We start from the raw sequence: 19,943 nt of genomic DNA on the forward strand, positions 1-19,943 counted from the left end.
GTTTGATACGCAATCCATGCATAACACGTAGAGTGAGATTTATTAAAGGCATAAGATGCAAATGCCTCCCAATCCTTCCAAATTTTCTCTAAAGCCTTTTCATCATGTCCTCGTTCCATTGCTTGACTTACAAACAAAGGCTTCATTTTAGCTAGTACAGCAATCTGCTTTTTACCCATCGCCTTACGCAGAGTATCGGCTTGACCTTTAGTAAACCCAGCAAGATCTTGAGATAGCAACATTACTTGCTCTTGATATACCGTAATACCGTAAGTTTCTGCCAAACGGTTTTTATACTCTTCAGCAGGTAAATCATAAATAATTTCTTCTACCCCGTGCTTTCTATTAATAAAACTAGGAATATACTCTAACGGACCCGGTCTATACAAGGCATTCATCGCAATCAAATCCGCAAAAACTGTAGGTTTCAGTTCACGCATGTATTTTTGCATCCCCGGAGATTCATATTGGAATATACCAACGGTTTCTCCTCTTTGGAAAAGCTCGTAGGTCTTCACATCATCAATAGGAAAAGCTTCAGGATCCAAATCAACATTGTGACGTGCTTTTACTATTTTACACGTATGCTTGATTAGAGTAAGGGTCTTCAGACCCAAGAAGTCCATTTTTAGCAGACCTGCGTCCTCTACCACCGAGTTATCAAACTGAGTGACATACATATCTGAATCTTTTGCTACAGATACCGGTACATATTTTGTAATATCATCAGGAGTAATAATTACCCCACAAGCATGAATTCCTGTATTTCTTACAGAACCTTCTAGAATTCTTGCTTTATTTACAGTTTCTGCTGTTAAATCATTCCCATCAGAAATACGCTTTAACTCATTGACCATTTCAATTTCTTCCGAACGCAACTTATCAGCTAATGCCTTATCATCCAGTCCAAAAATCTTTTTCAATTTCATTCCCGGAATCAACTTTGCAACCCGATCCGCTTCATACAATGGCAGATCCAATACACGCGCCGTATCTCTAATGGAAGATTTTGCTGCCATGGTACCATAGGTGATGATCTGCGCGACCTGATTGGCACCATATTTATCAATTACGTAATCAATAACACGTCCACGTCCCTCATCATCAAAATCAATATCAATATCGGGCATGGATATACGCTCTGGATTCAAGAAACGCTCAAAAAGCAAATCATACTTTATAGGGTCTATATTTGTAATCCACAAACAGTAAGCGGCAACCGATCCTGCAGCGGATCCACGCCCCGGACCTACTGAAACCCCCATATCACGGGCGGCTCTAATAAAATCTTCTACAATCAAGAAATAACCAGGGTATCCCGTTTTCTCAATTACATCCAATTCAAGATCTAAACGTTCTTTAATTTCTGGAGTAATTTCTCCATATCTTTTCTTCGCTCCCTCATACACCAAGTGTCCAAGGAAATTATTTTCCCCTCGCTTACCACCATCTTCAAGATCCTTTTTATCCTGAAACTGTTCAGGAATATCAAATGCTGGCAGCAATACGTCACTAGCCAATGTAAATGGCGTAATTTTATTTACTAATTCCTGAATATTTGTAATTGCATCGGGAATATCCGCAAATAACTCCTTCATCTCCTCAGGAGACTTGAAATAATATTCATCATTCGGCAGACCAAAACGATACCCTCTACCTCTTCCTTTAGGGGTCGCTTGCTTTTCACCATCCTTAACACATAATAAAATATCATGTGCGTTGGCATCTTCTTTTGAGATATAAAAGGTATTATTAGTCGCTATTGTTTTTACATTGTACTGTTCAGCAAACTTTAATAATACTTTATTTACAACATTTTCATCTTCTTGACCATGGCGCATCAATTCAATATAGAGATCATCTCCAAATTGCTCTTTCCACCAAACTAAAGCTTCTTCGGCTTGTTTTTCTCCAACGTTTAATATTTTACTAGGAACCTCTCCCAATAAACTACCCGTTAAAACAATAACATCCTCCTTATATTTTTCAACAATCTCACGATCAATACGAGGTACATAGTAAAAACCATCTACGAAGGCCGTAGAAGACATTTTGGCTAAATTTTGATACCCATTTCTGTTTTTTGCTAAAAGTACTACTTGATAACCATTATCCTTTTGCGACTTATCTAAATGATTTTTACAGACATTAAATTCACACCCAACGATTGGAACCAAATCTTTGCCTTCAAAAGTTTCTCCTGCTTCTTCAGCTTCTTCTCGTTTCGCTTTTAATCCCTTATTGTATTTATCAACAGCATTCGTAAAATGGAAAGCGGCCATCATATTTGCTGTATCAGTCATCGCCACAGCAGACATATTATGCTTCCCCGCAGTATTCACCAATGCTCCAATTTCTATGGTTGATTGTAAGATGGAATATTGGGTATGATTGTGTAAATGTCCAAAGGAAACATTCTTTAATTTCTCTAGACTCTCTTTGACATTAATTCCTTTACCAGCAGCGCCTTCTTGTTGTGATTGTCGTTTTCTGATTTTATCACTTTCCTTTTTAAGGTTCAAGTGTTTTAAACCAATGACCTCAATCGGATTTGGATTCTCCTTTTTAAAATCAACAAAATAGTCTTGCGACACATCCAGCTGCTCCTTGGTAAAACGTTCTCTACGCAACAATTCAAAAAAGCAGCGCGTCGTAGCCTCTACATCAGCAGTTGCATTATGAGCCTCCCCAAAACCAACGCCAAATAAATAATTATGTAATTCTGTTAACGTAGGAAGTTTGAATTTCCCTCCTCTACCTCCAGGAATCTGACACATGGCAGCAGTAGTTTCTGTACACGTATCTAATATTCCAAGTCCATTTTTATCTTCTTCCTTTAAATCGTCAATAGACATTTCTCTATTGGCGGGAACTTTAGTTATAAAATTATAGTCGTCTAAGTTAAAACTATCAAATTCAAAAGCTTTGAAATTAGGTTGCATTCCGGCGCGAATAAATTCCGCCCCCATAATATTTACATCAAATGTAACATTCTGACCCACCAAAAATTTAGTATTTTCAAGCACCTTGTTAAAGCGCTCTAAACCCTCTTTTAAAGAGATCCCTTGTTCTTGCGCCAATTCAGTAGATATTCCGTGTATTTTTTCAGAGTCAAAAGGAATATTGAAACCTTCCGGCTGGACCATAAAATTATCATGCTCTACCACCCTTCCTAAGTCGTCATGCAATTGCCAAGCAATTTGAATACATCTTGGCCAGTTTTCGATATCTGTCATTGGGGCTTTATAACTCTTTGGTAGCCCGGTAGTTTCAGTGTCAAAAATTAAATACATATAGGAATTTTGATTGTGCTTTTAAGAAGCTTTAAAAGTACAAATAATTGACAGGAAAACTGAAAGGAGTTATCAACAAAAACAAGTCTAAAGTCAAAATAGATCCCTTGACAGATTTAAACAAGAAGCTCCCCTAAAACTTAAAAGACCTATGAACTAGGCTAACATAAAGATAACGAGAATAACAAAGTTTGCATCGATATTTTTTAACACCTATGATTCTTAAAACCTGAGATAGAAAAGATTCTTTACAAACTCGTTCTTGAGAGCCACATTGATGGCAAGTTTTACCTTTCATAATTAAATGTTTCAAATATTAACAAGACATGCAAAACTAACAACTTCCACATTAAAAGTCTATTATTTTAACAAAACCCACGAAACTATAAACATTTATTAATAAATACTCAAAAGAATACAAAACAAAAAAAGCAGGATGATTTCTCATCCTGCCTTCTAAACATCTTTATTTTTAATTATTTCAAATATGAATTCAACATCCATATTGTTTTTTCTGTTTCTGTAATATAATCACTCATTAAACTAGCCGTTCCTTCATCATCAGCATCACCGGCATCGCTTAAAACTTCACGTTCCTGAGAAATCAAAACTGCAAAATTCTTAAGCACGGTCTCAACCCCCTTGGTTCCATCCGTTACTCCTTTTGCCTCTTCAATTTTCGTGTTTTTCAAATAATCGCTAAACGTATGCAAAGGTTCCCCTTCTAAGGTTAAAATTCTCTCCGCAATCTCATCAATTTTTACAACCGCATCATCATAAAACTCCTCGAATTTCAAATGCAACTCAAAAAAATCTTTTCCTTTGATATTCCAATGAAACCCCCTTACATTTTGATAAAACAATTGATAATCCGCTAATAATTGGTTTAATTTCACAACCAATCCTTGCGCTTTTTCTTTCTCTATTCCAATACTATTTTTCATGATATTTCCTTTTAAATTATTTCTACTTTTTGATAGTTCAAAGATCGGCAAAACCAGCATATAAAACAAATTGATAGTTTTTATTTTAACATCACTAAAAACTATTTTGTTTTACCGACTTACCTCCTTTCGTTTCAAGAATATTAAGTAAACTTGTAACAGATGACAGACATCAACTCAAAAATAATTGCGCATAGAGGCGCCTCGTTCGACGCTCCTGAAAACACACTACCAGCAATACAGCTTGCTTGGAAGCAAAAAATAAAGCGTGTAGAAATTGACGTTCACCTCACTAAAGATAATAGAATTGTAGCAATCCATGATGCTAATACATCCAAAATATCTGTTAAAAATTATAGTATTAAAGAAGAAAACTTAGACACTTTACAATCTATAGATATCGGCAGTTGGAAAGATCTTAAATGGGCCAACACAACGATAGCAAGCCTAGAGGAAATTTTAAAAACCTTACCAAAAGAGGGCATTCTGGTTATTGAAATTAAAAGTGATATTTGCATAGTCCCTGTTTTAGCGAAAGCCTTAAAATACGTACCACATAATCAACTTGAATTGATTAGTTTTCATTACGAAACCCTTGCCGCTATAAAATCTCAACTCCCCCTTTCCAAAGCTTTATGGCTTTTGGATTTGGACTATACATCGGTAACAAAATCAGAAATACTTCCATTAACGAAATACATTTCAAAAGCGACCTCCGCAAACTTTGACGGATTGAATCTTTGGGCAGGCGCAATCGCGGATAAAAATTATATTCAAGAAATAAAAAAGCATCAATTACTAGTATATATCTGGACCATCAATGAGCCCCAAAAAGCACTTCGATTTTTGCAATATGGAGCAGATGCCATTACAACAGACCGTCCCTTATGGATGCAACAACAATTAGCAAAACTTACAAATGAATAAAGATATTGAAAACATAAATTGGGATGTTCTGATTATTGGAGGTGGAGCAACAGGAATTGGAGCTGCCATAGACTCGGCTTCTAGAGGATACAAAACGCTACTTGTAGAACAAAGTGATTTTGGAAAAGGGACATCTAGTAAAAGCACCAAACTAATTCATGGAGGTGTCAGATACTTACAACAAGGAAATATAGGATTGGTGATGGAGTCTCTCAAAGAAAGAGCCATCCTAAAAAAAAATGCACCACATATTGTTCATGATCTAGAATTTATTGTTCCTAATTACGATTGGTGGGAAGGTCCTTTCTACGGAATTGGTCTTAAACTTTATGATTTATTAGCTAGAAAAGAGAGTTTTGGTGATTCCATATTTTTATCAAAAGAAGAAACGATTGCATACCTACCTACCATAGAACAAAACAACCTACAAGGTGGGATATTATATCATGATGGTCAATTTGACGATACACGTTTATTAATTAGCATGATGCGCACTGCAGAAAATCATGGAGGCATCCTACTAAACTATACAAAATTCAATGGTTTCTTAAAAAAGGAAAACAAAATTATTGGCGGGGTGATTGAGGATATTGAAACCGGTACAACAACCGAAATCAAAGCCAAAGTAATTATAAATGCAACTGGTGTCTATGCTGACGAGATTAGAAAAAAAGACGACCAACAAAGTTCAACGATCATGAAAGGAAGTCAAGGGGTACATATTGTCCTTGATAAAGAATTTCTTCCAGGAAACAAAGCAATCATGATACCTCAAACTAAGGATGGCAGAGTGTTATTTGCCGTTCCTTGGCATGGAAAACTTTTAATTGGAACTACCGATACACCAATTACTAAACACCCATTGGACCCACTACCTCAAGAAGAAGAAATTCAATTTCTACTGAGCCACGCTGCAATATACCTTACTAAAAACCCAACAAAAAAAGACATCAAAAGTATCTTTACCGGTATTCGTCCCTTGGCAAGTTCTGGTAACCCTAATAATACATCAGAAATTTCTAGAGAACATAGAATTGAAATTAGCAATAGCGGATTGGTTAGTATTATGGGTGGGAAATGGACCACGTATAGAAAAATGGCAAAAGACGTTATCAATGCCGCATCTACCCTAGTTTCACTACCTAGAGTTAAATCACCAACAGCTACTTTAAAGCTGCATGGATATGACAAAAACGCTTCTTTACACGAGGATTTAAGCATCTACGGCTCTGATGCCTCCTCCATAAAAAAAATAATTTCAGAAAAAACATCACATAAAAACCGTATCCATCCAAACTATACGATTACCGTTGGACAACTACTCTTTTCCATTCGGTATGAAAAAGCAAAAACCATTGAGGACTTATTAGCACGAAGAACACGCTTATTATTCTTAGATGCAAAGGCTAGTATAGAGGCTGCTCCTACTATTGCAAAACTATTGGCAACAGAACTAAGTAAGTCAGTAGAATGGAGTGATGAGGAGATAAAACGTTTTCAAGCCACGGCAAAAACTTACTGTATTTAACAGTCCGTATAGCACCTAGTTAAAGCACTGAATTCCATATGGTTATTTTTTTAAGAAAATTAGCTCAGATTTGATAAAAAAGTGTAATTTTGCAGCTTATTAATAATCAAGGTCGAGAACCTTAAAATTTAAATTATGTCAGTAAAAATTAGACTACAGAGAAACGGTAAGAAAGGAAAACCATTTTATGCAATCGTAGCAGCAGATGCTCGTTCTAAAAGAGATGGTAAATTCTTAGCTAAATTAGGAACTTACAACCCAAACACAAACCCTGCAACTATCGATTTAGATGTTGACGGAGCTGTTGAATGGTTACAAAACGGTGCACAACCTACAGATACTGCGAAAGCAATTTTATCTTACAAAGGTGCTATGTTGAAAAATCACTTGGTTGGTGGAGTTCGTAAAGGAGCTATTACTGAAGAACAAGCTGAAGAAAAATTCAATGCATGGGTTGCTGAGAAAGAAGCAAGAGTCCAAGCTAAAAAAGATGGATTATCTGCAGCTGAGGCTGAGGTAAAAGCGAAAGCTTTTGCAGCTGAACAAGCAGTAAACCAAAAACGTATTGATGACGCTCAAGCTGCAGAAGATGCTTTGAAAGCTGAAGCTGCTGCTGCAGAGGCAGAAGCTGCTGCACAAGCAACTGAAGAAGCTGCTCCAGAAGCAGAAGCTACTGAAGAAAACGCTGCTGAGTAAATCATTTTAACGATATGCATAAAGAAGATTGTTTTTATTTAGGCAGAATCGTTAGAAAACACAGTTTTAAAGGAGAAGTCGTTATCAAACTTGATACGGATGAACCTGAATTGTACCAAGAAATGGAATCAGTTTTTGTCAAACTTGGCAATAACTTGATTCCATTTTTTATTGAATCTTCATTACTACAAAAAGGGAATCAACTTCGTGTTAGATTTGAAACCATAGAAAATGAAGAAGATGCGGATGCTATTTTAAAAGCTGGTGTCTATCTTCCACTTACCATGCTACCTAAGCTTACAGGTAAAAAATTCTATTTCCATGAAGTCATAGGTTTTCAAGTAGAAGATGAAAAGCATGGAGACATTGGTATCATTACTGGTGTTAATGATACAACCGCTCAACCTTTATTTGAAGTTGAATTTGGGACTGCACAAATGCTAATCCCTATGCTTGATCAATTTATTGTAAAAGTAGATCGAGAAAATAAAATCATGTTTTTAAAAACACCTGAAGGTTTGGTGGACATGTACATTTAATTGCTGAATGGTGTAATTGTTTCATCGTTAAACAGCATCATTCCATCATTAAATAATCTTTTTTATCCTAAAACATTTCAAACACAAATGAACAAACCTTTTCAATTCAAAGAATTTACTGTTGAACAAGATCAATGTGCCATGAAAATTGGAACCGATGGTGTTTTACTTGGTGCTTGGGCCACAGTTTCTGATGAATTTTCTATCCTTGATTTAGGAACAGGTACAGGAGTTATTAGCCTTATGATGGCTCAAAGAAGTAATGCTGAAATTATTGAAGCTGTAGAACTTGACGGCCCCGCTTTTGAGCAAGCTGTTTCTAATTTTGAAAATAGCGATTGGTCTGATCGATTATTTTGTTACCACGCCTCAATACAGGAGTATGCGCAAGAAATTGATGACACTTATGATTTAATCATTTCAAATCCTCCATTTTTCACAGACGCAAATCCGTCTGAAAATAAGGAGCGAGCAACTGCAAGGTTTGAAGATGCGATGCCTTTTGAACATTTAACCTATGCTGCTTCTAAACTATTAGATCCCAATGGAAGATTTGCTGTAATCATCCCTTTTAAAGAAGAAGAAAAATTCATCAAATTAGCAAAACAACAAAGTCTTTTTTTAAATAGAGTCTGCAGAGTAAAAGGCACGGAAACCAGCCCTATCAAGAGAAGTCTACTTGAGTTTTCTTTATCAAAAAAAGAGATCATTACAGAAACTCTTATCATTGAAATTGAAAGACATGTCTATACCGAAGCATATAAAAATTTAGTCAAAGACTTTTATTTGAAAATGTAGAAAATTCATTTTCCAACTATTTCTCCAATTCTTTACCTTCTTTAACCCAAGCCTTGATGCCTCCATCTAGATGATAGACTGAATCAAACCCATGTTCTTTTAAAAACTGCAAGGCTTTTCTACTTCTATTCCCTGACCTACAATACACATACAAAGTTTTATTTTTGGGCAAATACATATATTCTTTTTCAAACTCGGGTCCCATAATATTCAGCACCGAAGCTCCTTTTATTTTTCCAGCAGCAACTTCATCGGGAGTTCTCACATCCAATAGAAAACTGTTTTCTCCTACCATTTGACTTTCAAACTCACTTACAGAAAGATCTGATTCCTTTTGTGCTTTTTTTTCTTGACATCCTAAAATACATATCGAAACTATCAATAGTATGTTTGTAATTTTTCTCATTCTCTATTATTTTTCAGTATCTAAAGATATCCTATTTAATTCTTTTATTACACAACTTTCAAGTCATCCAATATTTTTTTATTCTAATTAATATGACATACCTTGCTAAAAATTAGATAAAAGTAACAATGAGAAAAACCTTTTTAATTATCACAGCAATTCTTGGAGTCCTAACTATTATACTAGGAGCTTTTGGTGCTCATGCATTAAAAGAAGTACTTTCAAGTGATTCCCTGAAAAGCTTTGAAACAGCGGTTAGATATCAAATGTATCACGTATTGGTTTTATTATTTGTCAACACAACACAAATACTCACCGAAAAAACAAAAAACAATTTAAGTTACACTCTATTGATAGGAGTTTTATTATTTTCTGGATCTATCTATGCAATAACCATAGGTGGAATTCCTGCAAAGTCCATTTGGTTTGTTACACCATTGGGCGGTTTATTTTTAATCGTTTCTTGGCTAATTCTACTATTTGGATTTATAAAATCTAAAACGGTTTGACTTTATATTTATACTCCACAAATTTGAAATAATTATATAATTTAAAATCAACCTCAAGGCCATAGTCTACGTTTATATCGTAATCTATTTGTTGCTCATAAATATTCGGAGAATACCTTTGTGGATTTCTAACTCGAATATTCCATTCGGTTACGAAAAATTTATTTTTAGTCTGATAATAGGCTTTTGAATAGTACCATTTTGGTTTTGCAATGCTGTTCAAATAGGTTTGAAAACCTTGATCAATGATAATAATCTCATATTCCAAACTATCATTCCCTATCACAACGATCTCCTCTGAAGCCACTTTTGGCAAACTTTTGTCTTTGGTAGATTTACAAGAAATCATCAAAGAAACACAACAGCAACAAAAAAAAATAGCTCTTAAATTCATCTTAGTTTATTTATTGCATAATTTACGAATTTCAACAGAAGCTAAAAATTAAATCTATCACAAAGTTGTTATATTTGCTTCGATAGGAATTCACGCTATGGCTAAAAAAATAAAAGATCCAGGGTTAGGCTATATCTCTAACGAAAATGTTCAGAGTTTTATTTCTCCGAATGGATCATCAAACGTACTTCATCTTAATAGATCTAGAAACTTTGATGATCTTTATACTTACCTTTTAGGTTTATCCTGGGGAGTATTCCTATTACTCGTAAGTTTAGGGTTTATTTTATTAAACACATTTTTCGCACTTATTTATTTATGGATTGGGATAGAAGAATTGACCATTCCATCTGGGTATTGGTGGGAGAATTTTTTGAACGCATTTAACTTTAGCGCGCAAACCATTACAACGGTTGGTTATGGTGCTATTTCTCCAACAGGCATGCTTAGCGGTGTGGTATCTTCTTTAGAAGCACTGGCAGGGTTGATGAGCTTCTCCTTTATTACTGGATTACTTTATGGAAGGTTTTCTAAACCAAAACCCTCGTTAAAATTCAGCAAATCTTTAGTTGTAAGAGATTTTGAAGAAGAAAGAGGTTTGATGTTTAGGCTTGCCAACAAAAGAACCACCATCATGATTGAACCGGAAATCAAAGTTACTCTGACAATCACCGAAAAAGACAAGTCAGGGGAATTCAAGCGTTCATTTTTTCAATTAGACTTAGAACGCGATAAGGTCACATATTTACCTACCATGTGGACTATTGTTCATAAAATTGATAAAAGTAGTCCCTTACATAAATATAGCAACAAACAGCTTTTAAAATTAAAAGCGAACATCTATATTCTATTTCAATACCATGAAGAATCGTATGCTCAAAAAGTGTACAAGATGCATTCTTATGCTTTCAACGACTTACTTGTAGATACTAAATTTAAATCTTCCGTAAAATTTAGTAAAGAAGGTCAAATGATCTTAGACCACGACTTATTAAATCAAACAGAGCCTGTGGACTAGTGAATTAATATTCTTAGTACGATAAACACAAAAATTACTAGAACACAAGTAATCCCTACTTTGTAGCCAACATTTTTATAATGAAGTTTATGACGTTGAATATCTTTTCTATAACTCCAGATCATCAACGCTAAAAAAGCAACTACAAAAAAACCGGCAAATGCCAATTGACCACTACTAAACATAATTTTGTATTTTAGGCAAAAATAATCAAAACAATAGGGAATATCTCTTTTTAAACATAAAAAGATAAACGCAAAATCATATATCAAAATGAAAAATAAAATAAAAGCTGTACAAGAATTTCATGAATCTTTTAAACTAGGAATCAACCACGCTCCTGTTGCAGATTTAGGTACTGCAAAAAACAAACTACGCTTCAACCTAATGGCAGAAGAAAATGAAGAATACTTAGAGGCTGCTGAAAATAATGACCTAGTGGAAGTAGCAGATGCTTTGGGTGATATGTTGTATATTTTATGTGGGACTATTTTAGAGCATGGAATGCAACATAAAATTGAAGAAGTCTTTAATGAAATTCAACGCAGTAATATGAGTAAACTTGGGGAGGACGGAAAACCTATTTATCGTGAAGATGGAAAAGTGTTAAAAGGCCCTGATTACTTTAAACCAAATATTAAAGAGATTTTAAAAAGTTAAACTAAAAACAGCTATTTGAAAAAAGACAAAGCATACAATCGCTATAAGGAGATTTTTAAAACACATAGTCAACTTGAAAAAAATGACCATGTTAAAAAATTGATCGAGCTCGACACATTCTATCCTGTCGATTCAACATTTTTTTGCATTGTAAACACTTCTACACAGTCCTTCGAATATATTAGTAAAAACTTTAAAGCATGCACCGGTTTAAATCCAGAACCTATGCTTGAGGGAGGAATTGAATACTTTGTGAAACAATTTCACCAAAAGATGTTGAATTATGGCTTAGAGCATTAAATGAACTCATGGAATTTACGATGCATTCATTACCGTCAAATATTCAAAAATCTAGAATGAATTACACATGGAACTAACGTATCAAAAATGGTAATGGTGACTATGTAAATGTCATACAAAATGCAACACCTCTTCAATTTGACAAAAATAATAAGCCCATCATAGGTATTTCTCATTATACGGTCATGGATACAATTATAAACATGGATGTTTGTGCTTCTGCCAAATACCTGAACGACAGGATGGAATATAAAACACTATTCTTTAAAAACTTAACTTCTGAATTCCTTTTAGACGGCACTAGCAAAAGAGAAAAAGATATTATTCGACTTTTACTTTTAAAAAAGTCAGCTAAACAAATCGCCGAAAATCTATCTATAAGTCATCATACGGTAAATACTCATAGAAGAAACATATTACAAAAGATGAACCTTAAATCTACTGGGGAGCTCATTGGTTATTTCAAAAACAATCCACGATTTTTATAAAAATACTACAATTAAGTATTGTAGATAATACTCCCTAAGTCTATCTTTATAATGTAGATTTTAGGGAATTTGCATGAAAAAGAAAAATAAACTTCATCACCAAAACAAACAACTCCTGATTCATTTCATATGAATCGGGAGTTTTTTCATCAATCAACCCACTCAAAAACAACAAAACAAAACCACTACTCCCTATAAATAGCTAGTTTCAAAATATCCCATAAAATAGGATTGTAGTAATTACAACAATCACATATCTTTGTTTAACCCCTAAAGATTGTTTTTTACGATGAATTTTATTCATCATTCATAAAAAACATAGTATGAATAATCCAATTTATTTTCAACCCATTGAGAAATGCGTTGACTTTGACTGTAATCCGAATGTCGGAAACGTTGGGAAGATTGCTATGAAAAAAAAACTTCTTACAGGTATATCTAGTTTTATAATTATATTATAAAACTAGATTACACAAAGTCTTTATTGAAAAACCCACCTCTGTTTTCTTTTCGTTTCATAGAAAATTCACAAATTAAATAGGCAGTAGTAATCAAATTACGCAGCTCACATAATTCGACTGAGATGATTGATTCTTTGTACAACTCTTCAGTTTCTTCATAAATAAAACTCAAGCGTTTTTCAGCACTTTTTAAACGTCTGTTAGATCTAACAATACCAACATAATCACTCATGATTTTTTGCACTGCAGAACGTCCATGAGTAATCAATATATTTTCTTTATTCTGTGAAGTATTGGCAGTATCCCAATCAGGAACACTTTCATTCAAGTTGATATCCTGTAATTTAGCAATGCTCTTTACATAACTTCTCTGAGAATACACCAATGCCTCCAGTAGCGAATTAGAAGCTAACCTATTGGCCCCATGCAACCCAGTTGAAGTACATTCTCCACAAGCAAATAAGTTATGGATAGAGGTTCTTCCGTGTAAATCAACTTTTATTCCACCACAAATATAATGAGCCGCAGTAACTACGGGAATCCATTTTTTTCTAACATCTATTCCTAAACTTTTACATTTATCAAGAATATTAGGAAAATGCTTCTTAAACTTTTTATAATTCAAATGCGTACAATCTAAAAACACATAATCATCACCGCTGGCCTTCAACTCAGTATCGATGGCCCTAGCCACAATATCTCTTGAAGCCAACTCTTCTCGATCATCATATTTTTTCATAAAAAACTCCCCTTTGGAAGTCCTTAAACGTGCCCCAAAACCTCTTACTGCCTCAGAAATTAAAAAGGCAGGAGATTCCTGTGGTACTTGATACAAAGCTGTTGGGTGAAATTGAACAAATTCTACATCTTCAATCTCCGCCTTAGCACGGTATGCCATACCAATACCATCACCCGTTGCAATAAGCGGATTTGTAGTAGTTGTATAGGCCTGACCACTTCCTCCGGAAGCCACCATTGTAATCTTTGAAACTATGGTTTTGACTTCATTCGCCTTTTTATCCAAAACATAAGCTCCAAAACAAGTAATACCAGAAGTATCCTCAGATAAATCTTGTTTTAAATGATGCTCTGTAATAAAATCAATTGCGTAGTGCTCCTCAAATATTTCAATATTCGGAGTTTTAGAAATCATGACTAATAAGGCACGTTCTATTTCGTAGCCCGTAATATCTTTATGGTGTAATATTCTATTTTGAGAATGCCCACCTTCTTTACCTAAATCAAAATCTCCTATATTATTCTCATCAAACTGAACCCCCCAATCAATCAATTCTTGGAGTCTATCAGGTCCCTCTTCAACAACCATACGAACCACCTCTTCATCACAAAGGCCATCACCAGCAATTATGGTATCTTGTATATGTTGCTCAAAAGAATCAATATTTAAATCATGAACCGTTGCAATACCTCCCTGAGCATATTTTGTATTAGACTCACTTTTATCATCTTTTGTTACAATAATAACATTACTGTTTTTATGATGATGAGCTACTCTTAATGCATAGGTTAAACCCGCAATACCAGACCCTATTACAAGGTAATCAGTTTTGATCATTTTTTTTCTTTGAGAGATATTCTGTAAGATCTATTAAGACAAGTCTAACATTCTTTCTATAGGCAATAATGCTTTTGCAGCCATTTCTGGTGCCACATCAACATCTGGTAATTCATGTTGCATGCATGTATACAATTTTTTCATTGTATTTAATTTCATATAAGCACATTCACTACAAGCACAAGTATTATCTTCATCCGCCGGAGCAGGAATCAATACTTTATTGGATACTTGTTTTATCATTTCATGTAAAATACCTGCTTCGGTAGCTACAATAAATTTTTCTTTTTTACTTTCTCTAGCGTACTTTAATAAACCAGCTGTAGAACCAATAAAGGAAGCCGTTTTTAAAATATGTGCCGGAGATTCAGGATGTGCAATAATCTCAGCATCTGGATGCTCTGCATGCAAGTCCAATAATTTTTCAATTGAAAACGCCTCATGCACCATACAGGCACCATCCCACAACAGCATATCTCTACCTGTTTGCTTGTTTAAATAATCTCCTAGATTCTTATCCGGTGCAAAAATTATTTTCTGATCTTTAGGAAAAGATTCAATTATTTTCACCGCATTTCCAGAAGTACAAACAACATCACTCATTGTTTTTATTTCTGCAGAACAGTTGATATAAGTCACCACTTTATGATCTGGATGAGCCTCTGTAAAAGCCTTAAAATCCGCAGGAGGACAAGAATCTGCCAAAGAACAACCTGCTTTTAAATCTGGCAGCAATACTTTTTTAGTTGGGTTTAATATTTTTGCAGTTTCTGCCATAAAATGAACTCCAGCAAACACAATAATATCCGCATCTGTCTTGGCTGCTTCTTGAGCCAATGCCAAACTATCACCTACAAAATCTGCAATATCTTGAATTGCATCCTCTTGATAATAATGCGCTAAAATAACTGCATTTTTCTCCTTCTTTAACCTCTCAATTTCTTTTACATAATCTATTTTTTCTGGAGTATCAACATCCAAAAAACCTTTAGAAATCATGTTATTTTTAGCTTGTTCTAATGTAGTATTCATAATATTTATATCAAAAAGATAGGCGCTTCTATATCCCAAAAAACTTGTGCAATTGAATTACACAAGTTTTAAATTTATTCTCTTACTAGACTATATTTCTCTAACCTTATAAGTCCAACCGAATTTATCTTCAGCTTTTTTAGTTTGTATACTTGTAATTTTATCTTTAAAAATTGAAGCGTAATTATTTTCTATTGTTGGCAACTCATAATCGGCTCCTCTAAAGCTAAAGCCTAAAATAGGATTTATTACTGCTGCAGTACCTGCACCAAACATCTCTTTTAAAGTTCCGTTTTTAGCAGCTTCTTCAATTTCATAAACAGAAATTGTTCTTACCTCAACTTCAATACCTAGGTCTTCGGCCAATGTCAAAACACTTTTACGTGTTACACCATCCAAAATTCTATCAGAAGTTGGAGCCGTAATTAACTTATCTCCGATTCTAAAGAAAACATTCATGGTTCCTGCTTCTTCCAAATTTTCATGAGTACTAGCATCCGTCCAAACTACTTGTTGGTAACCTGCATCATTTGCCAATTTTGTTGGATAAAATTGCCCTGCATAATTTCCAGCACATTTTGCAAAACCTACACCACCACTAGCTGAACGGCTATAAGTATCAGCGAACAATACGCGTACCTCTCCGCTATAGTAAGACTGTGCAGGAGAACATAATATCATAAACTTATATTCTTTTGCTGGATTTGCAGAAACTCCAGATTCCGTTGCAATTACAAAAGGACGGATATACAAAGAACTTCCTTCTTCTTTTTGAATCCATTCTTTTTCAATATTCAACAAGGTTTCTAAACCATCAAAGAACATTCCTTCAGGAAATTCTGGCATTGCTAATCTAACAGCAGATTTGTTCAGCCTTTTTTGATTTTCATCAGGTCTAAACATCCAGATTTGATCTTTCTCATCTTTGTAGGCTTTCATACCTTCAAAAATTGCTTGACCATAATGAAAGACCTTTGCAGATGGATCTAAAGAAATTGGACCATAAGGTCTAATTTTGATAGCTTGCCATTTCCCATCTTTATAATCACATTCTAACATGTGGTCTGTAAAGACGTTTCCAAAAGAAAGATTGCTAAAATCAATTTGTGAGATTTTAGATTCTGCTACTTTTTGGATGTCGATTTCTGTTGTTTTGTCTAATATCATGATCTAAGTTGTTTGTTATAAACAAGAGTACAAAAATAACACTTTTATTGATAATAGGCATATTCTTCTATGAATTATCGCATCAAATTGACACTGCATTTTAATTGAAACAAATAAAACCTTAAAACTTTAGCAATCCTAAAAGCTTTAGGTATATTTGTTACCTAATTTATAATTCATTTTGAAAAGAGAAATCATTATAACTTCGGACGGTTCTACGACCATCCATATGCCAGAATGGGATGAGCAATATCACTCCAAACACGGTGCTATTCAGGAGGCTTATCATGTATTTATCAAAAATGGATTAGAAACACACAAAAAGAAAAATCTATCCATTTTAGAAATTGGATTTGGTACTGGACTCAATTGTTTTATCACTTTATTAGAAGCAGCCAAAAACAACTTAAAAATAGATTATACAGGAGTTGAGGCCTACCCAATTCAGGAGGATGAAATTCTACAATTAAATTATGTTTCTGAATTAGAAGCGAGAAATTTTTCTCACAAGTTTGAGGAAATGCATTTATTTGATTGGAATAATAAACAAAAAGTCCACGAAGACTTTTATTTGACAAAGAGACAACAATACATCAAAGACATTGATGATATTGAGAAATTTGACTTGATTTATTTTGATGCCTTTGGAGCCCGTGTTCAACCTGAATTATGGACGGAAGAAATTTTTCAAAAAATGTTTGATTCCTTAAAGGAAGATGGAGTTTTAGTCACCTATTCTGCTAAAGGAAGTGTTCGCAGAGCAATGATTGCTGTTGGCTTTAAGGTTAGCAGACTACCAGGCCCTCCCGGAAAAAGAGAAATGCTACATGCAATAAAAATCACCAAATAATAAAAAAGCCTTTTCAATCGAAAAGGCTTTTTTGTATTCTAAAATAATCTTAGATTAAATCATTTTTAAATTATTCAATTCTTGCTCAGTCAAATGTCTCCAGTGACCTCTTTGAATATTTTTCTTTGTCATACCTGCAAAAATTACTCTATCTAACTTTACAACTTTATACCCTAAAGTATCAAAAATCTTTCTTACAATCCTGTTTCTTCCAGAATGAATTTCTATTCCTACTTCTGATTTTGACTGTCCTTCAACATAAGCTACATCATCAATAAAAACTTTTTTCCCTTCCACCATAAATTCACCAGTACTTAATTTTTGCAAATCACTTACAGCAAATTTTCTATCTAAAGAAGCATGGTATAATTTACGGACATTATGTTTAGGGTGTGTCAACTTTTTAGCCAACTCACCATCATTTGTAAATAATAAAAGTCCTGTTGTATTTCTATCCAAACGACCTACAGGGTAGATGCGTTCTTTAGTTGCCATATGAACTAATTCCATTACCGTTTTACGACCTCTTTCATCGTCCATTGTAGTAATGTAATTTTTAGGCTTGTTTAACAAAACATATCTCTTTGTCTCAGGATTGATCAAAGTTCCATCAAAACGAACCTCATCTGTTAATTGTACTTTGTATCCCATTTCGGTAATCACCTTACCGTTCACCATAGCACTACCAGCAGCAATTAATACGTCTGCCTCTCTACGAGAACACACCCCTGAATTAGAAATATATTTGTTCAATCTAATTCCACCAACATCATTTTTTACAACTTTTGCTGGTGCTGACTTTTCAAACTTACTTGGACGCTTTTTGAATCCACCTGGTTTTTTATCAAAGCTTCCTTCAGAATTGTTGTTTCTTTTTGGTGCCGATTTATTAGACCTTTGTTGTCGTCCTCTCGACGAGTTTCTTTCTGTACTCATTTTAAAAAATTTATTTTTTGCAAAAATACAGTTAATTATTGATTTACATCTTGAAAATTAAGGAAAAGAAAATGTCCTTATATTTTTTGTAAAACTCTAGTTATCAAAACAGAAGTATCGATCAAAACCAAACTCATAACCCCCAATACAATTAAAAACTTTAGTACATTGTGCAGTAGATTGTATTGCTTCATATTCTCTGCTTTCCATAGAGCTATGGGAAAAAACAAGAATACTATAAACACCAAATAAAAGTAATATTTCATCTCACCTATCTCAGGATATTTCCATAAAAAATAGATAGGATTTAAAGAAACAACCACAATCACTGAAATTAAAATTTTTGTAAAACGCTCACCGTATTTCACTGGTATTGTTTGATAATCATTTACAAAATCTCCTTTGATTCCTTCCAAATCTTTTATCAACTCTCGTATCGTAATGATAAAAAATAAAAATGCAGCGTGTGTAAAGATTATTTCAGAAATGTTTTTGTGATACACAAATACGACAAAAAAAGGTAACATGGCCAATACCGATGAAGACAAAAGTCCTGCAAGAGGATACTTTTTTAATTTATGGGAATACAACCATATTAAAAAAATATAAACTGCAAAGAACAAAGCAGCTCTCCAGGAAACAATAAAACCTAAGAAAAATCCAGTAGCATTCAGAACAAAATAGGTTCTTAACTTGGTTTTTTGACTAACAAAACCATCTATTTTGGATTTTATCGGTTTGTTTATTTTATCAACTTCCGAGTCATAAAAACTATTGATGATATACCCTGCTGCAATTACTAAACTAGTTGCAAACACGGTGATAAATAAATGAGGATCAAACAAAATAGTTCTAAGCGGTTTTTCCGGAGAAAAAATAAAGATAGAAGCTAAATATTGCGCTACAACAACCACCAAAATATTATACCCTCTCATCACTGAAAGCATACCAATAATTCCGTAATAAACTGGGCGTTTTAATTTTTTGTTCTCCTTCGCAATTTCTAATAGATCCATTTTAAAATCTATAAACCAACTCTAAATTATAGGCACTAAGTTGTTTTTTTACTTTTTCATAGTCTTTGGCAAACCCTAAAATATATCCGCCTCCACCTGAACCACAGAGTTTCAAGTAATAGTCATTGGAATCAATTCCTTGCTTCCACAGCTTATGAAATGCAGAGGGAATCATTGGCTTGAAATTTTCAAGAACTACTTTAGACAAACTTTTCATATTAGAAAATAAAGACTTTACATCTCCTTGAAGAAAATCTTCTATACAAGAATCTGTATGTGTTGCAAACTCTTCGCTAAACATTTTTCTAAAACCTTCGCTTTTCATCTTATTCATAAAGATGTTTACCATCGGTTCTGTTTCTCCAATTATTTTTGAATCCAATAAAAACACTGCTGCCTTTCCAT

21 protein-coding genes and 1 pseudogene are annotated in these 19,943 nt (G+C 34.0%); 11 read left to right on the forward strand and 11 right to left on the reverse strand.

Translation table 11 applies throughout. The features are described 5' to 3' along the window. Both dnaE and P8H68_RS05680 read right to left on the reverse strand, forming a co-directional pair. A partial coding sequence (gene dnaE / locus P8H68_RS05675; RefSeq protein WP_300322413.1) for a DNA polymerase III subunit alpha occupies window positions 1-3,293 on the reverse strand: 3,293 nt, incomplete at its 3' end. Window positions 3,294-3,769: 476 nt separating this feature from the next. Beyond that, entirely contained in the window at window positions 3,770-4,237 is a 468-nt protein-coding gene (locus P8H68_RS05680) for a Dps family protein (protein ID WP_300322414.1), read from the reverse strand. A 162-nt stretch (window positions 4,238-4,399) separates the two neighbouring features. On the opposite strand from P8H68_RS05680, the gene P8H68_RS05685 reads away from it, so the two are divergent. The 5 genes from P8H68_RS05685 (at window position 4,400) to P8H68_RS05705 (ending at window position 8,725) form a co-directional block, all read left to right on the forward strand. After that, window positions 4,400-5,164: a glycerophosphodiester phosphodiesterase family protein gene (locus P8H68_RS05685; RefSeq protein WP_300322415.1), complete on the forward strand. Its 765-nt coding sequence runs from the start codon at window positions 4,400-4,402 to the stop codon at window positions 5,162-5,164. Continuing rightward, window positions 5,157-6,692: a glycerol-3-phosphate dehydrogenase/oxidase gene (locus tag P8H68_RS05690; protein WP_300322416.1), complete on the forward strand. Its 1,536-nt coding sequence runs from the start codon at window positions 5,157-5,159 to the stop codon at window positions 6,690-6,692. Before P8H68_RS05685 ends, P8H68_RS05690 begins: the two co-directional genes overlap by 8 nt. Before the next feature lie 135 nt (window positions 6,693-6,827). Next, the gene (locus P8H68_RS05695; RefSeq protein ID WP_300322417.1) at window positions 6,828-7,388 is read left to right on the forward strand and encodes a 30S ribosomal protein S16; all 561 of its coding nucleotides are present in this window, start codon (window positions 6,828-6,830) and stop codon (window positions 7,386-7,388) included. A gap of 14 nt (window positions 7,389-7,402) precedes the next feature. Next, window positions 7,403-7,927 (forward strand): ribosome maturation factor RimM, encoded by a 525-nt coding sequence (gene rimM, locus P8H68_RS05700; protein WP_300322418.1) that lies wholly within the window; start codon window positions 7,403-7,405, stop codon window positions 7,925-7,927. A gap of 87 nt (window positions 7,928-8,014) precedes the next feature. Next, window positions 8,015-8,725, forward strand: coding sequence for a methyltransferase (locus P8H68_RS05705; RefSeq protein ID WP_300322419.1), 711 nt, complete (start codon window positions 8,015-8,017; stop codon window positions 8,723-8,725). 16 nt (window positions 8,726-8,741) lie between these two features. On the opposite strand, the gene P8H68_RS05710 is transcribed toward P8H68_RS05705, so the two are convergent. Continuing rightward, window positions 8,742-9,131, reverse strand: coding sequence for a rhodanese-like domain-containing protein (locus P8H68_RS05710; protein ID WP_300322420.1), 390 nt, complete (start codon window positions 9,129-9,131; stop codon window positions 8,742-8,744). A 128-nt stretch (window positions 9,132-9,259) separates the two neighbouring features. On the opposite strand from P8H68_RS05710, the gene P8H68_RS05715 reads away from it, so the two are divergent. Further along, window positions 9,260-9,640, forward strand: coding sequence for a DUF423 domain-containing protein (locus tag P8H68_RS05715; protein ID WP_300322421.1), 381 nt, complete (start codon window positions 9,260-9,262; stop codon window positions 9,638-9,640). Here P8H68_RS05715 and P8H68_RS05720 read toward each other — a convergent pair. Further along, window positions 9,627-10,034, reverse strand: coding sequence for a DUF6146 family protein (locus P8H68_RS05720; RefSeq protein WP_300322422.1), 408 nt, complete (start codon window positions 10,032-10,034; stop codon window positions 9,627-9,629). The two genes, P8H68_RS05715 and P8H68_RS05720, sit on opposite strands and share 14 nt — an antisense overlap. Before the next feature lie 97 nt (window positions 10,035-10,131). Here P8H68_RS05720 and P8H68_RS05725 point away from each other — a divergent pair, with 97 nt between their 5' ends. Then, a complete protein-coding gene (locus P8H68_RS05725) occupies window positions 10,132-11,052 on the forward strand; it encodes an ion channel (RefSeq protein ID WP_300322423.1) in 921 nt (306 codons plus the stop codon). Here the strand turns inward: P8H68_RS05725 and P8H68_RS05730 are convergent. Further along, on the reverse strand, window positions 11,049-11,237 hold the full coding sequence (locus P8H68_RS05730) for a hypothetical protein (protein WP_300322424.1): 189 nt from the start codon (window positions 11,235-11,237) through the stop codon (window positions 11,049-11,051). The two genes, P8H68_RS05725 and P8H68_RS05730, sit on opposite strands and share 4 nt — an antisense overlap. Window positions 11,238-11,325: 88 nt before the next feature. Here P8H68_RS05730 and P8H68_RS05735 point away from each other — a divergent pair, with 88 nt between their 5' ends. The 3 genes from P8H68_RS05735 (at window position 11,326) to P8H68_RS05745 (ending at window position 12,500) form a co-directional block, all read left to right on the forward strand. Continuing rightward, the gene (locus P8H68_RS05735; RefSeq protein WP_300322425.1) at window positions 11,326-11,712 is read left to right on the forward strand and encodes a nucleoside triphosphate pyrophosphohydrolase family protein; all 387 of its coding nucleotides are present in this window, start codon (window positions 11,326-11,328) and stop codon (window positions 11,710-11,712) included. A 15-nt stretch (window positions 11,713-11,727) separates the two neighbouring features. Then, window positions 11,728-12,012: a hypothetical protein gene (locus P8H68_RS05740; protein WP_300322426.1), complete on the forward strand. Its 285-nt coding sequence runs from the start codon at window positions 11,728-11,730 to the stop codon at window positions 12,010-12,012. A gap of 185 nt (window positions 12,013-12,197) precedes the next feature. Beyond that, window positions 12,198-12,500, forward strand: coding sequence for a helix-turn-helix transcriptional regulator (locus P8H68_RS05745; protein ID WP_300322427.1), 303 nt, complete (start codon window positions 12,198-12,200; stop codon window positions 12,498-12,500). A gap of 468 nt (window positions 12,501-12,968) precedes the next feature. On the opposite strand, the gene nadB is transcribed toward P8H68_RS05745, so the two are convergent. From nadB to P8H68_RS05760, 3 genes are all read right to left on the reverse strand, one after another. Next, window positions 12,969-14,537, reverse strand: coding sequence for an L-aspartate oxidase (gene nadB / locus P8H68_RS05750; RefSeq protein ID WP_300322428.1), 1,569 nt, complete (start codon window positions 14,535-14,537; stop codon window positions 12,969-12,971). A gap of 33 nt (window positions 14,538-14,570) precedes the next feature. Beyond that, window positions 14,571-15,569 (reverse strand): quinolinate synthase NadA, encoded by a 999-nt coding sequence (gene nadA, locus P8H68_RS05755; RefSeq protein WP_300322429.1) that lies wholly within the window; start codon window positions 15,567-15,569, stop codon window positions 14,571-14,573. A 90-nt stretch (window positions 15,570-15,659) separates the two neighbouring features. After that, a complete protein-coding gene (locus P8H68_RS05760; protein ID WP_300322430.1) occupies window positions 15,660-16,736 on the reverse strand; it encodes a branched-chain amino acid aminotransferase in 1,077 nt (358 codons plus the stop codon). Between the two features lie 181 nt (window positions 16,737-16,917). Here P8H68_RS05760 and mnmD point away from each other — a divergent pair, with 181 nt between their 5' ends. Further along, the gene (gene mnmD, locus P8H68_RS05765; RefSeq protein WP_300322431.1) at window positions 16,918-17,586 is read left to right on the forward strand and encodes a tRNA (5-methylaminomethyl-2-thiouridine)(34)-methyltransferase MnmD; all 669 of its coding nucleotides are present in this window, start codon (window positions 16,918-16,920) and stop codon (window positions 17,584-17,586) included. Between the two features lie 54 nt (window positions 17,587-17,640). On the opposite strand, the gene P8H68_RS05770 is transcribed toward mnmD, so the two are convergent. The 3 genes and pseudogenes from P8H68_RS05770 to P8H68_RS05780 form a co-directional block, all read right to left on the reverse strand. After that, entirely contained in the window at window positions 17,641-18,522 is an 882-nt protein-coding gene (locus tag P8H68_RS05770; protein WP_300322432.1) for a pseudouridine synthase, read from the reverse strand. A gap of 77 nt (window positions 18,523-18,599) precedes the next feature. After that, window positions 18,600-19,538, reverse strand: a complete 939-nt coding sequence (locus P8H68_RS05775) for a geranylgeranylglycerol-phosphate geranylgeranyltransferase (protein WP_300322433.1) — start codon at window positions 19,536-19,538, stop codon at window positions 18,600-18,602. Between the two features lies 1 nt (window position 19,539). Further along, window positions 19,540-19,943: pseudogene (locus tag P8H68_RS05780) on the reverse strand (mevalonate kinase); the annotation flags it as partial.

The organism is Flavicella sp. (genome assembly GCF_029238425.1).
Lineage (GTDB): Bacteria > Bacteroidota > Bacteroidia > Flavobacteriales > Flavobacteriaceae > Flavicella.